General features: G+C 34.6%; 14 protein-coding genes. 12 read left to right on the top strand and 2 right to left on the bottom strand.

What is annotated here, in order from left to right; genetic code table 11:
* Positions 1–46 precede the first annotated feature (46 nt).
* The 8 genes from BMX10_RS07115 to BMX10_RS07080 all read left to right on the top strand — a co-directional run bounded on the left by BMX10_RS07115 (position 47) and on the right by BMX10_RS07080 (position 8254).
* A complete protein-coding gene (locus BMX10_RS07115) occupies positions 47–793 on the top strand; it encodes a ZIP family metal transporter (RefSeq protein WP_090441547.1) in 747 nt (248 codons plus the stop codon).
* A 288-nt stretch (positions 794–1081) separates the two neighbouring features.
* Positions 1082–2128, top strand: a complete 1047-nt coding sequence (locus tag BMX10_RS07110; RefSeq protein WP_090441544.1) for an FIST signal transduction protein — start codon at positions 1082–1084, stop codon at positions 2126–2128.
* A 16-nt stretch (positions 2129–2144) separates the two neighbouring features.
* On the top strand, positions 2145–3911 hold the full coding sequence (locus BMX10_RS07105; protein ID WP_090441541.1) for an EAL domain-containing protein: 1767 nt from the start codon (positions 2145–2147) through the stop codon (positions 3909–3911).
* A gap of 206 nt (positions 3912–4117) precedes the next feature.
* Positions 4118–4717 (top strand): nitroreductase family protein, encoded by a 600-nt coding sequence (locus tag BMX10_RS07100; RefSeq protein WP_090441538.1) that lies wholly within the window; start codon positions 4118–4120, stop codon positions 4715–4717.
* A 123-nt stretch (positions 4718–4840) separates the two neighbouring features.
* The gene (locus tag BMX10_RS07095) at positions 4841–5143 is read left to right on the top strand and encodes a cupin domain-containing protein (protein ID WP_090441535.1); all 303 of its coding nucleotides are present in this window, start codon (positions 4841–4843) and stop codon (positions 5141–5143) included.
* Between the two features lie 245 nt (positions 5144–5388).
* Positions 5389–6072: a PAQR family membrane homeostasis protein TrhA gene (trhA, locus tag BMX10_RS07090; protein WP_090441531.1), complete on the top strand. Its 684-nt coding sequence runs from the start codon at positions 5389–5391 to the stop codon at positions 6070–6072.
* 130 nt (positions 6073–6202) lie between these two features.
* The gene (gene galE, locus BMX10_RS07085) at positions 6203–7192 is read left to right on the top strand and encodes a UDP-glucose 4-epimerase GalE (RefSeq protein WP_090441528.1); all 990 of its coding nucleotides are present in this window, start codon (positions 6203–6205) and stop codon (positions 7190–7192) included.
* Positions 7193–7216: 24 nt separating this feature from the next.
* Positions 7217–8254, top strand: a complete 1038-nt coding sequence (locus BMX10_RS07080; protein ID WP_090441525.1) for an aldose epimerase family protein — start codon at positions 7217–7219, stop codon at positions 8252–8254.
* Between the two features lie 139 nt (positions 8255–8393).
* Here the strand turns inward: BMX10_RS07080 and tpx are convergent, their stop codons facing one another.
* Positions 8394–8906: a thiol peroxidase gene (gene tpx, locus BMX10_RS07075; protein WP_090441521.1), complete on the bottom strand. Its 513-nt coding sequence runs from the start codon at positions 8904–8906 to the stop codon at positions 8394–8396.
* A gap of 215 nt (positions 8907–9121) precedes the next feature.
* Between tpx and BMX10_RS07070 the strand changes: the two genes are divergently transcribed.
* On the top strand, positions 9122–10270 hold the full coding sequence (locus BMX10_RS07070; RefSeq protein WP_090441518.1) for a baeRF7 domain-containing protein: 1149 nt from the start codon (positions 9122–9124) through the stop codon (positions 10268–10270).
* 79 nt (positions 10271–10349) lie between these two features.
* Here the strand turns inward: BMX10_RS07070 and BMX10_RS07065 are convergent, their stop codons facing one another.
* Positions 10350–11576: an FprA family A-type flavoprotein gene (locus BMX10_RS07065; protein ID WP_090441515.1), complete on the bottom strand. Its 1227-nt coding sequence runs from the start codon at positions 11574–11576 to the stop codon at positions 10350–10352.
* A 198-nt stretch (positions 11577–11774) separates the two neighbouring features.
* Between BMX10_RS07065 and BMX10_RS07060 the strand changes: the two genes are divergently transcribed.
* The 3 genes from BMX10_RS07060 to BMX10_RS07050 all read left to right on the top strand — a co-directional run bounded on the left by BMX10_RS07060 (position 11775) and on the right by BMX10_RS07050 (position 13933).
* Positions 11775–12266, top strand: coding sequence for a ferritin family protein (locus BMX10_RS07060; RefSeq protein ID WP_090441512.1), 492 nt, complete (start codon positions 11775–11777; stop codon positions 12264–12266).
* 223 nt (positions 12267–12489) lie between these two features.
* Positions 12490–13287 (top strand): alpha/beta fold hydrolase, encoded by a 798-nt coding sequence (locus BMX10_RS07055; protein ID WP_090441509.1) that lies wholly within the window; start codon positions 12490–12492, stop codon positions 13285–13287.
* A gap of 151 nt (positions 13288–13438) precedes the next feature.
* Positions 13439–13933, top strand: coding sequence for a prolyl-tRNA synthetase associated domain-containing protein (locus tag BMX10_RS07050; RefSeq protein ID WP_090441506.1), 495 nt, complete (start codon positions 13439–13441; stop codon positions 13931–13933).
* The last annotated feature ends 51 nt before the right edge of the window (positions 13934–13984 follow it).

Here is a 13984-nt window from a genome sequence, read left to right as displayed (position 1 = left end):
TAGCCTGTAGGAAAAGATGGGAAAATTGTAAGCAAAGGAGGATTCTATGGAGAGTTTACTTTATAGTTTTTTAGCAGGTATTTCTACCTCATTAGGCGTAATTATTTTAATTATTTTTGGTAAGCCCAGTGAAAAGGTTTTAGCAACCTTATTAGGCTTTGCTGGAGGTATTATGCTGGCTATTTCTGTTTTTGAGTTGATGCCAGAAGCAGTTGATCTAGGTTCTATGACAAGTACTTTAATTGGATTTATTCTTGGAGCAGGGATGATGTATTTATTAGACAAGGTACTGCCTCACTCCCATCTGTCGGAAAGTGATGATTTAGTGATAGAGAATCCAGAAAGATTTAAGGAGACAAGTAATCCGATGCTAAGAACAGGATATCTTATTCTTTTTGGCATTGCATTACATAATCTACCAGAGGGGTTAGCCATAGGGGCAGGATTGGAAGCTAGTCCAGAATTAGGTCTTTTTATCGCTGTGGCAATTGCTCTTCATAATATTCCAGAGGGTTTAGCCATGGCAGGTCCATTAAAAGCAGGGGGTCTTTCTTCCTTGAAAATCTTTTTATTCACGCTGGTGGCAGGTTTAATGACGCCTCTAGGAGCTGCTATAGGATTGATTTTTTTCAGCATATCTCCAGTATTTGTAGGGGGCTCTCTTGCATTCGCCGCAGGAGCTATGATTTATATTGTCAATGATGAACTCATTCCACAGGCAAACTCTATGCACGATCATTTAGGCAATGCTGGTTTAATTGCTGGTCTCTTATTAGGCTTTGTTCTATTATAAAGATATAGTTATATGCAGACCAATTCAGCAGAAAATCAATAGAAACAAATTCTATAGACAAGAAGAATAGCGAGAGCTATTCTTTTTTGTGCTTTGAAAGAGATAATGAAGAAAAAATACTTGTCGAAATATGTAGAAAAATAAGAGGAGATATTTAAAGGTGTCCCACCTTGTCATGTTGAATTCTTATAATAAGGTTTATTTATTGAAAGTGAATATTATTAAAAATATTTTGAAAATTTATTTAATGGTCTAATGATCTATTTCTGATACAATAGGAGGGACGCTATGTATTATAGTTCTTTGGAGGAGTTGCAGAGTGGATTCACAAAAATAGAGGAAGCTAAGCTATTATTGTTTATTGGGGAAGAAACATCTGAGGAAGAAATTTCAAATCTGTTTTCTTTTTTAAATCAGCAGGATGTAGATTATATGGGTGGAATCTTTCCAGGGGTAATCTATCAAGATACATCCTACGAAAAGGGCTTTGTTATAAAGAATATCTATAATGTTGTGTTTGCTCAGATATTTCCCCTTAACTCAGAAGCTGTAGTGCTACCAGCACTACAAAATAAAGACATCAGTTCTTTAGTGTTATTAGATGGATTATCCCCTTATATAAATAAGTTCTTAAAACTTCTATTTACCAATTATACAGATACAGTAAAATATTTTGGAGGTGGGACAGGCTCAATAAAATTAGAGCAAAAACCATCAGTGTTTTGCAATGGTAAGCTATGTCAAGATTCTGCCGTAGTTGTATTATTTAATAAAGAGGTAGAGATTTACACAGAGCATGGCTGGGAAATCATGGAGGGGCCTCATGTCATAACTGCTGCCAATGAAAATATTCTTGAGGAAATAAACTGGAGGAATGGGTTAGATTTTTACCAGGAGGTAATATATGACAAAATAGGTCAACAGCTAACTAAAGATAATTTCTTTGATATCATAAAGGGATTTCCATTAGGAATAGAATCTGAAGATAGCTTCATTGTTAGAGATCCTTTGGCAATCGTAGATGATAAAAAAATTCTCTGCGTGTCAGATATCCCTAATAATAGTAATGCTTACATATTAAAAGGAGATAAATCTAGTTTATTAGAAAGCTCTAATAAACTATGCATAGATAATAGGAAATCCAACAGCTTTTTATTTGATTGTGTGTCGAGAGCCCTTTTTCTAGAAGAAGATTTGCATACTGAATTGCAAAATGTGTCTAATAAAACGCCGAATGAGGTTGTGGGTGCATTAACCATAGGAGAAATAGCATCAACTAAAAAAGGAAAATTAGAGTTTTTGAATAAAACATTAGTATACTGCGAAATTGACTAGAGCAGGAGGCGAAATCGTGAGAAAAAACATTGACACTATTGATAGAAGGACAAACATTTTATTGATAGCTTCTTCGATTGTTCTAAGACGGGAAATCAGCAATATTTTATTAAAGAACTACGAAAAAACTTGGCTTACTAACAATCTAAAGGACGGAGAAAAAATCTTTTATGAGTATAAGGACACAATCAATCTACTTATTTTATGTGTCCCATTAAAAGAAAAAAATAGCTATATGGAGTTTGTTGCCAACTTAAAAGCCCTGAGATGTGACCTAGAAGTGTATATCATAGCAAAAGAATTGGATACTGCTTCTATTATTGAAATAACAAATCTAGGTATATCGAAACTAATGATAGAGCCATTTGATAGAGATGGGTTCGCAAAGGATGTAAAAAGTATTGCAGAAAAAATAGAAAACCATAGGTTGTTTGAAGGAGATCTCAGTACTTATGAAGACCCTATAACAAAACTACCTAATAAACTTAGGTTAATGAAGGATATCAAGGAGGATGAAAGCTATTATTTAATGGTTTTTAATGTAGATGGCTTCAGACAAATACATAATTGCTATGGCGTTGAGGCAGCAGACTTTGTTTCCTTTACGATAGCTCAGATTTTATCAAAATACGAAATAAACCCTTCCTTTAGATTATATAAGATACAAATCGATGAGTATGCACTACTAATCACCTGCAAATATAGCCGGTTAGACTATGAAGCATTATCTATTAGAATTGCCAATGAGTTAACGCAGACAGCCAATATTTTTGAAGGCAGAGAAATATATTATAATGTTTCTGTGGGTACTTCCACTTCAGAATTTGGAAATAAAGAGCTGGTGAGAAATGCAGGGGTAGCTTTAACAACAGCTAAATCAAAAAAGTCTATAATCACAACATATGATCCTTCCATAGAAGACCATGAAAACAATAAGGCTGTATTTTGGCTAAAAGAGCTGAAACATGCAATTAAAAATAATCAGGTGATCTTATATTATCAGCCCATCATATCCAGTGTAACGGGAGAGATCGTAGAGGTTGAAGCTCTTATGAGGATTAAGAAGGAAGATGGTAGTTTATATATGCCAAATGAATTTATTCATGTTTCCAAAGAGATAAAAGTATATAATCAGCTGACAAAAATTGTAATAAATAAAGCTGTTGATTTTATCAAAGACCATCATTGCAGGATATCCATCAATCTATCCTTTGAAGATATTATAAACGAAGAAACCAAAAGCTTTATACTAGATAAGCTTAAAGAAGAAGTTAAAATACGAGATAAGATAAGCTTTGAATTAACTGAATCAGAAAGTGTCACCAATTATACAATGGTATCTAATTTTATTAATGATATCACTAAATTAGGAAGTGAAGTAGCCATTGATGATTTTGGGGCAGGGTATTCAAATTATTACAGCTTGCTAAAATTGAACATCAATTACTTAAAAATCGATGGCAGTCTCATAAAAAACATAATAACAGATAAATATGCTCAGGCAATTGTAAAATCTATTGTAAATCTAACAAAGGAGCTAGGTATAAAAACAGTAGCAGAATTTGTAAGCAGTGAAGAAATACTCATCTACGTAAAAGAACTTGGGATTGATTATTTTCAAGGTTATTATATAAGCCCTCCTTTAACTGAGAGTCAACTGGTGAGTCTACTAAAAAACAAGCAAAACTACTTAAGTGAAATCTATAATCAAAGAGAAACAGCAACACAAACAAATATCTATGATTTAGCGGAAATTAGGATGACCAAAGGTAAGAAAACTTAAGAAATAGTATAACAAAAAAATCATTAGAATCAAAGGTTTGCTAGACGGACCTTTGATTTTTTACGATAAAAAACCTTTTAGATAGATAGATTAAAAAGATAAAGATATGGGTATCACTCATAATACAATCAAGGATACTTAAGAATAATAATAAAATCAATGGAGAGAATATCTTTATAAAAACCAAGATTTAGAGGAGGGAAAGTATGAATAAAGATTTTTATGCATCTGTGAAGGATCGCAGATCTATATATGGTATTGGCAAGGAATTTGTTGTATCTGATGAAAGGATTCAGGAAGTGGTGAATCATGCAGTATTGCATACGCCTTCTGCTTTTAACTCTCAAAGTGGAAGAGTAGTAGTGCTATTAGGAGAGGAACATAACAAGCTATGGGATATTACAAAGGAAGCTTTAAGAGAGGTAGTTCCTCCAGCCAGCTTTCCAAAGACAGAAGAAAAAATTGATAGTTTCCGCAGTGGATATGGATCTATTTTATTTTTTGAAGATCAAAAGATAGTAACAGGACTGCAAGAGCAGTTTGCACTTTATAAGGATAATTTCCCAATTTGGTCTCAACAATCCTCTGGTATGCTGCAGTATGTGATATGGACAGCATTAGAAATCGAAGGATTTGGTGCTTCCCTACAACACTATAATCCTCTTATCGATGAAGCAGTGCAAAAACAGTGGAATATACCCAATAATTGGAAATTAGCTGCACAAATGCCCTTTGGAAAGCCCGTTGTTGACGCTGGGGATAAAGAGTTTCAACCACTAGAAGAAAGAGTGAAAATCTTTAAGTAAATCACAAAAAAAGCCATGCTTTGCATGGTTTTTTTTTTAAGCCTTTTTTGAAATGGTTAAAGGATATCTGTGGTATAATACAATATATATGTACATAATAAAGAAATCAAGGGGTGGAAAGGAATGAAAACTTTTAGATACACAATAACAGAAGAAGACTTATTTGAAAATATTATTACTGATGAAAACCTAATACTAAATCATGTAATACTAAAGGCAGGGAAGCAATTCCCAAAACATAATACCGATGCTATTGTTTATATGATCGTGGTAAAGGGGACGATTACTTTGAAGGCATTAGATTTAGATGCTAAAACTTTTTCAAAAGGGGAGATAATCCACGTTCCTTACGATGTACCCAGTGAGCTTGCTAATCTCACTGATGAACCAGCAGAGCTTTTTGTAGTGAAAATTAGACCTGAATAGAAAGTAGACATTAAGCATAAAAGTAGAAGAACCTTGAACTCATAAAAGATTTTTCTGCTTTCACTAGACATAAAAGGGGAATTCTGGCTATTTTATGATACAATAAATTAATTGCGCCAAAATGAATATAAATATATAAAAAGCAATATTTTACAAATAATGTTTCTATAGAAGGAGAAAAATAATCTAAGTGGAATAAGATAATAAATAGGATTATGTTGGAAAAATCATAAGGGAGGATTTTCATGAATTCTACAAACAATCAAAATACAATAAAAGACGTATCAAATAGAAAATATTCCTTTGGAGAGGAACTAGCAAACTGCATTACTCATGGGGTAGGTATTGTTTTCAGCATTGTAATTTTAACCATTCTATTGGTGTATGCTATTTGGCAAAGAAGTGCTATTGCCATTGTAGGGTTTAGTATCTATGGCTTTTGTTCGATAGTGCTGTATAGTTCATCAACACTTTACCATAGCTTTCAAAAAGAAAAGATTAAAAAGATTTTTAGAGCATTTGATCATTCTTCCATATTTTTATTTATTGCAGGCACCTACACTCCAGTGGCATTAATGGCTATGGAAGGCTATTGGAGGATTGGTATACTAGCTACTGTGTGGGGAATAGCCATCATTGGTATACTATTTAAAATATTTACCTTTAACAGCTTTGATAAATATAAGGCTATATCGTTATTATTATACATTGCAATGGGTTGGATTGTGGTTGTGGCTATTAAACCTATGCTTCAGTCAATGCCATCAGGTTTTTTTATATGGCTTTTGGCGGGAGGGCTGGCCTATACTATAGGCACTATATTTTATGCCATTAAAAAAATACCTTATAATCACGCCATCTGGCACTTGTTTGTGTTGGGGGGCAGTGTTTTACACTTTTTAGGAATTTTCCGTTATCTTGCTTTGTAAATGAGGGATTTCTTATACTATGCAACTATTTAGAGGAGTTAGTAGAGCTTATCTGTAAAGCTTCTTCTAACTCTTTTGTGTGGTTGTTTTAAAAAAATAAAGAAAAAAAGATAGAGAAGGAGGCAGCATGATGGCAGTTTTAGTGTGCGGAGGAGCAGGTTACATTGGTTCTCATTGTGTTTATGCTTTGATTAATAGAAAGGAAGAAGTAATTGTTGTAGATAATCTGCAAACAGGGCATCAGGATGCACTTCATAAGGAGGCAAAATTTTACCAAGGAGATATCCGTGATCAAAGATTTTTAGACAAAGTATTTATGGAAAATACTATAGATGCCGTCATACATTTTGCAGCAAATTCTTTAGTAGGAGTCAGTGTAAAGGAGCCCTTAGCTTATTACAATAATAATGTATATGGTTCCCAGGTTCTACTAGAAGTAATGAATAAGCATCGGGTAGATAAAATTGTTTTTTCTTCTACAGCAGCAACCTATGGGGAGCCTGAAACCATGCCTATTTTAGAAGCAGACAAAACAGAACCCACCAATCCCTATGGAGAGACAAAACTGGCGGTTGAGAAAATGATGAAGTGGGCAGATGAAGCTTATGGTATAAAATTTATTTCCCTTAGATATTTTAACGTAGCTGGAGCTCAAGAAAACGGGATAATCGGAGAGGATCACCAACCAGAAACCCATCTAATTCCATTGATTTTGCAGGTTCCTTTAAACAAGAGAGATCATATCACAGTTTTTGGCGAAGATTATGACACCCATGATGGTACCTGTATTAGAGATTATATCCATGTAGTAGATTTAGTAGATGCTCATATATTAGCATTAGAAAAATTGAAAGAAGGCGGAAAAAGTGATATCTATAACCTAGGAAACGGAGAAGGGTTCTCTGTAAAGGAAATGATAGAAGCAGCTAGAAGGGTTACAGGACATCCTATACCAGCAGTCATAGGGGAAAGAAGAACAGGAGATCCATCAAAGCTTATTGCCTCCAGTAAAAAGGCTAAGGATCAATTAGGATGGAAACCAAAATTTACAAAAATAGAGGATATTATCGCCTCTGCATGGAATTGGCATAAAAACAATCCCAACGGATTTCAAAGGTAAGAGATTGACAAGGAAGGTGATAGCATGTATTCAATAAGTAAAGGCTTCAGTATAGAAGATAAGGAAGTAGTATTGATAAGCCTAAAAAACAAAAACAATATGGAGGTAAAACTGCTAAACTACGGAGCAACCATAGTGGAATTATTAGTGCCGGATAGAAACGGTGTTATAGAAAATGTTGTTTTAACCTTTGACAATCTGCAGGACTATATGGAAAATCCTCCTTATTTTGGCGCTACCCTAGGAAGAACCTCAGGGCGTATTGGTGATGGGAGATTTTATTTAAAGGGTAAGACCTATCAGTTAAAGAAAAACTTTCAAGAGAATCACGGTCATGGCGGAGAAAAAGGATTTAGCCATAAGGTATGGCAGTATAATCTAGCAGAAGAAAAAGGTAAAACTATAGCTAAATTTTCCTATAATAGTAGAGGGATGGAGGAAAACTATCCTGGAAATCTAGAGGTAGAGGTTACATACACCCTGACAGAGGATAATCAGTTGTCGATTGAATATCTAGCAGATACCGATGAGACCACCCTATGCAACCTAACTAACCATGCTTATTTTAATTTATCCGGCAATTATAACAGAAAGGTGACAGAGCAACAGCTGAAAATCAATAGCCATAAGTTTATAGAACTAAATAAAAATATGATTCCCACAGGAAGAATCATAGATGTAGAAGACACCCCTATGGATTTTAGGGAGCTTAAATTGATAGGACAGGATATTGAAGCAGACGATCCACAGCTATTATTAGCAAATGGATATGATCATCCATGGCTGGTAGAAAAGGGTGACAATCAGGTTGAAATGATGGATGAAGTTAGTGGAAGAAAAATGACCATTAGTACAACCTATCCCAGTATAGTCATTTATAGCTATAACTACCCTAATAACGAAAAATTAAAATATGATAAAATAGGAAGTAAATATGATGGCATTTGTTTTGAAGCGCAATATGAACCTGATGGGATTAACCACACCAACTTAAGCTCTGCAATTTTAGAGAGAGGGGAAAAATACTTAGAAAAAATCATATTGGCTTTTTCTACCATTTAACTTACTAAAAATAGCTTAAGAAAACCTAGACTATAAATAAGCTTTCACAAATTGAAGGTACTGAAAAACCGGTCATCACAACATATGTTGAAGGACCGGTTTTTGAATGCAAAGAAGATACCAGTTGGTTCAGTTGGGCCTAGAGAAGCTTTTTTACTTCCTCCAATGCCTGATTATAATCTGGTTGATTGGTAACCTCTGGTACATATTCTACATAACGGACGATGTTGTCTTTATCAAGAATCACCACACCTCTAGTCAGCAGTCTTAATTCCTCAATAAGAAAACCATAATTTTCACCAAAGGAAGCATTTCTATGATCCGATAAAGTTTTCAACTGTTCTACAGCCTTTGCAGCACAATAACGATCAAGGGCAAAAGGCAAGTCCATACTAATGGTTACAATAGTTACCTCCTTCAGTTTAGCAGCTTCATCATTAAAATGCATGGTTTGTAGGTCACATACTCCAGTATCAATAGAGGGTACAACACTGATGAGCTTTACACCGCTGCCAAGATCATTTAAAGAATAAGACTTCAATTCCTTTGTCACAACGGAAAAATCCGGTGCCTTATCTCCAACTTTTATTTCTTTACCTACAAGAGTCAGAGGATTTCCCTTCATAGTGATAACGTCTGTTCGCTTTTCCACAAATATTTCTCCTTTCTTTCCATTTACAATATAATAGCTTTTATATAATATACCCTAAAAATCTTTTCTTTCTCATATATTCACAATTTAGTAGTGGGGATTAAAATAGTTTTTGTTTATCTATTAAAAATCCAGGGTAGGTTACTAAATAATAGAGAAATAATGTATGACATTAGAAGATTTTATGAAAAAATATAGGATAAGGGGGAATTTATTTGTTTACTAGAGAAACATTGGATCAGCTATTAAGTAAGGGAAAGGACAAGAATCTTTCCTTATATTTATCTACTGGGTTCCAAGAAAAAGACCCTCAGCAAGGAAAAATTAAGCTTAAGAATTTACTGAAGGAAGGGGAATCACAGCTGCTTAAGCAGGGGGTTAAAAAGTCTCAATTAAAGAAATATACAGGCTCTATAGAAAAATTAATAGAGGATACAAAGTTTTGGAACAACGAAAGCAAAGGGATTGCAATCTTTGCAACAGAGGAAGACTTTCAATACTATAGCATGCCTGTAGACTTTGCAAGCAGGGCTTTTGTAACGGATGAATTATATATCCAGCCGCTTTTCCCTGTTTTTCAAAGAAACGGACAATTTTATATTCTAGCCATTAGCCAAAACGATTTGAGATTGCTGCATTGTACTAGAGATGATGTGAGAGAAATAAAGCTAGAGAATGTCCCAACTAGTATCCATGAGACCCTGCAATATGATGTGGTGGAAAAGCAAATACAATTTTCTACCAAAACCCCAAGTAATATTGATGGTAAAAGATCTGCTGTTTTTCATGGACAAGGCTTTGGCATGGAGGATGAAAAGGTAAATATCCTAAGATATTGTCAGGAGATAGATGCTGGATTATCTAAGCAGCTGATAAATGAGAATATACCTTTAATTCTAGCAGGAGTACAATACCTATTCCCTATTTATAAGGAGGCAAATAAGCTGCCAAACCTATTGGATGAAGGTATTATTGGTAATCCTGAAGAATTTTCTAACAAGGAATTACAAAAGAAAGGGTGGAGTATTATAGAGCCCTACTTTAAAAAAGAAGAAATGGAAGCAATAGCAAAGTACAACAACCTCCTTGGCACAGGGAAATCATCTAATGATATTCATGAGATTGTTTCTGCTGCCTACAATCAGAAGATTGAAGCACTACTAGTAACCAAAGGTAAAGAGGTATGGGGATGCTATGATAAAGAAAATAATAGCGTGGAACTACATCCTGAAGAGATAGACAATAGTCAAGAGCTATTAAATTTTGCTGCTATTCATACCTTTACAAATGGTGGCAAGGTATACGTGATAGAAAGAGAAGAGATGCCAGAAAATACTTTGTATTTAGCCATCTTTAGATATTAAGCATGCAAATTAAATAAACTAATAATAAAGGATTGAGGAAGTAGGTGCAATGATCATCTTCCTCAATCCTTTGATACGATTATTCACATAAGGGTGGTTGATCCACTCTTTCTTCTATTAGTTTTATAGCCATTTCTTCTGCTATGACCTGGCACTTTTCAAACTCTTCTTCCTTAGGAGAAGACTTAGCCTCCACAGATTCCCCAAGTTTTTCCCATTTAATTCTTTCAGCAAATTGGTTTAGATTAGAAACACCGCCACCGCTCCAGGAAGCAGTACCAAAAATCCCAAGATACCTGTTTTTAAGTTGAGAGTTTTCTATTTTATGTAGAACTGTTTCCATGGCAGGGAACAAGCCGGTGTTATAGGCACAGCTTCCTAGAATAACCCCTTTAAACCTCCAGATATCACTGATGATGTAGGAAACATGGGTTTTAGAGGCATCATAAATTCTGATATTTTTTATTCCCTTCTCCGCTAGTTTTCTGGCAATAAAATCAGCCATTTTCTGTGTATTACCGTACATGGAGCCATAAACAATCACCACACCCTCCTCTGTAGCAGACCTAGACCACCTATCATAGTAATCAATAATACAGGAGGGATTTGATCTCCATACAGGACCATGAGTGGGAGCCACTACCTTGGTGTCGATATCAGCATCCTTCAGCTTCTTTAAAGCTTTTTGGACCATAGCACCATATTTACCTACGATATTGGAATAATATCGCCTAATTTCATTTGTATAAAACTCTAGGTTTACTTCATCATCAAAGACCCCGCCATCTAATGTACCAAAGCCTCCAAAGGCATCACCAGAAAAAAGTACTTTTTTTGTGGTTTCAAAGGTCATCATGGTTTCAGGCCAATGAACCATGGGAGTCAAATAAAACTGAAGCTTATGCTGACCCAAGTCCAAGATGTCTCCGTCATCGATGATGTAATAATTTTTCATTTTACCATAAAAATTTTCAAGGAACTCAAAGGTTTTCTTGTTGCCAACAATCATTACATCAGGATATTTCTCCTTTACAGCTTTTATGGCGCCGGAATGATCGGGCTCCATATGATTAATAATCAAGTAATCTACAGTTCTACCTCCAATAATGCTTTCAATCTTTTCTATAAAAGCATCCATTTTAGTATTCTTTACGGTATCAATGACAGCTACTTTTTCGTCATTGATGAGATAAGAATTGTAAGAGACACCTTTATCCAAAGGCCATAGATTTTCAAATAAATAGGTTTCTCTGTCATTCACACCAATAAAATGAATAGCTTCCGTTATTTTGACTGTATTAATCATTTCCATCCCTCCTGAGATTTTATCTGAAATAGTTAAGTTAATTTTAGCTTCTCCTATATGCTATAGCTTAAGTTTAACAATATTTTACTATTATATCAAATAATAATTCAAAAAACTTTAGAGGAATAGATGTTTAATGTCTAGGGACATAAGGGTATTTATGTAGATAATTACAAAAACGTTATTGGAGGGAATAAGATGTTGGATAAAGAATTGGATATCATAAAACAAGCAATCCTCAATGAAGTAGAGGGTTTCCAATTTTACCAAATGGCTGCTAAACAAGCACACTCAAAGGAGAGCAAAGAGGCTTTTCTAGAATTAGCAGAAGAAGAGTTAAAGCATGCAGATTATTTAAGATTATTGTTTGATAGCATTAAAACCGGTGGAAAGGATGACATGAGATTAGCATTTATATCGAATCCACCTTCACCAAACCTTTATCAATGGAAAAAAGAGGAGGCCCAATATGCCAACCTAGCTATGTCAGTATTTGGTATAGGGATGCAGCTAGAGCAAGCTTCCATTGATTTTTATGAGAAAGCTAAAGAGAATACAGAAATAGAAGTAGCAAAGGAGCTTTATGAAGTTCTTTTGAAATGGGAACGAGTACACTTAGAGGAGTTTACGAAGCAATATAATATTTATAAAGAGGATTGGTGGAGTCAGCAAGGGTTTTCTCCCTTTTAAAAAAATATTTTTCAACTATTGCCCACTATTAGAAAAAATCTAATAGTGGGACTTTTTATGGTTATTTTTGTTAGAGGAGGAGTCCTCTTATATTTTAAAGGTATTTCTAAGGATGTGTAGAAATAATAATTAGTAGAAAAATCAAAGAAATATTGTGTATGATTTTCCCGCAATGGTGTTGTAGAAGGCCGATCAATCAAAATAATAAAGGGGAGATAAAGCAATGCCATATTTTAAATTTCAAGGAAAAAATATATATTTTGAAGATCAAGGCAGTGGAGAAGCTCTAATCCTACTACCAGGGAACACATCCTCTTCTGCGGCCCACAAGAGTGAGATAGAGCATTTTTCACAAAAATTTAGAGTGATCTGTCCTGATTATCTTGGGTATGGTAGATCTGATAGGATGAAGGAATTACCGAGAGATTTTTGGTGGGCAAATGCAGAAATGATAGTATCACTATTAAAACATCTTGATACAGAAGTATATTATTGTATAGGTACAAGTGGTGGAGGTATCATTGCTTTAAATATAGCTATCCTAGAACCCAATAAGGTTTTAGGAGTGGTTGCTGACAGCATCCCAGGAATATATTTAAGCGTTGAAGATGTAGGTAGAATTATAGAGGATAGAGAGAAAAAAATATTAGAGGAGTCAATCTTTTGGAAGCTTGCCCATGGAGAGGATTGGGAAGAAATTATCAGGCAGGATAATGAGATATTGCTAATCAATGCTAGAAAGAATGAAAGACTAAATAAAGGAAATTTAAGTGAAATAGTATCACCAATATTGTTTACTGCTAGTATTAAAGATAGCTTGATTGAAGCTATAGAAGAAAAAGTTATTCATACAGCAAAACAAACAAAGGATTGGAAAATAGTATTTTACTCAAACGGTGAACATCCTGTGATGTGGAGCAAAGCAACGGAGTTTCGTCAAGAGGTAGAAAAGTTCATTTCATTAGTTAAGAATCACAAAAGTATAGCCCCTACTTTAGCGGCGATACTAGAAGAGGGATAGTAAAATCTAATGTTGTGTAAGTATATTGAGAAAATAACAGAAAAATGCTATACTAATTTACAGAGAAAGCCAGCATTTTCTTTATATATTTTTCAAGTAATAAAAGAGTATAAAGATAATGGCATAGGTGACATAGAAGGGAGCTAAAGAAATGAAAGAAAAAGAAATAAAGGCATATGGAGTTTTAGAGGAATTGGAGATACCATATGTTCAATATACCCACCCCCCAGTTGCTACCATAGCTGCTATTGAAGAATTAGAGCAACGAATAGAGGTGATGCACTTTAAAAACCTATTTCTAAGAAATTCTAAGGGAGATAAGCATTACCTAGTACTGGTGGACAGTTCTAAAAAAGCCAATACCAAGCTGATTGCTAGACAAATTGGCAGCACTAGATTAAGTTTTGCCTCTGATGAAAGATTGGAACGCTGTTTAGGGTTAGAGCCAGGAGCTGTATCTCCAATGGGGCTAATCAATGATAAAAACAAGGAAGTAGAGGTGCTGATTGATAAAGATTTAGCTTCTAATGAAAAAGTTACTCTACATCCTAATGTCAATACTGCCAGTGTAACCATAACCTATAAAGATTTGGAGAGATTTCTACAACGTTGTGGAAATAGAACACAGTATGTAGAAATACCATAAATAAGGTAAAAGATTGCATCGGCTGTAGTGGCAGGTGCTTTTTTTATCAAA

Origin of the sequence: Natronincola peptidivorans (assembly GCF_900111615.1) — a bacterium.
Classification (GTDB): Bacteria; Bacillota; Clostridia; order Peptostreptococcales; family Natronincolaceae; genus Natronincola_A; species Natronincola_A peptidivorans.
The sequence above is the reverse complement of the archived record's forward strand: the minus strand, read 5'-3'. Positions and strand labels throughout refer to the sequence as shown.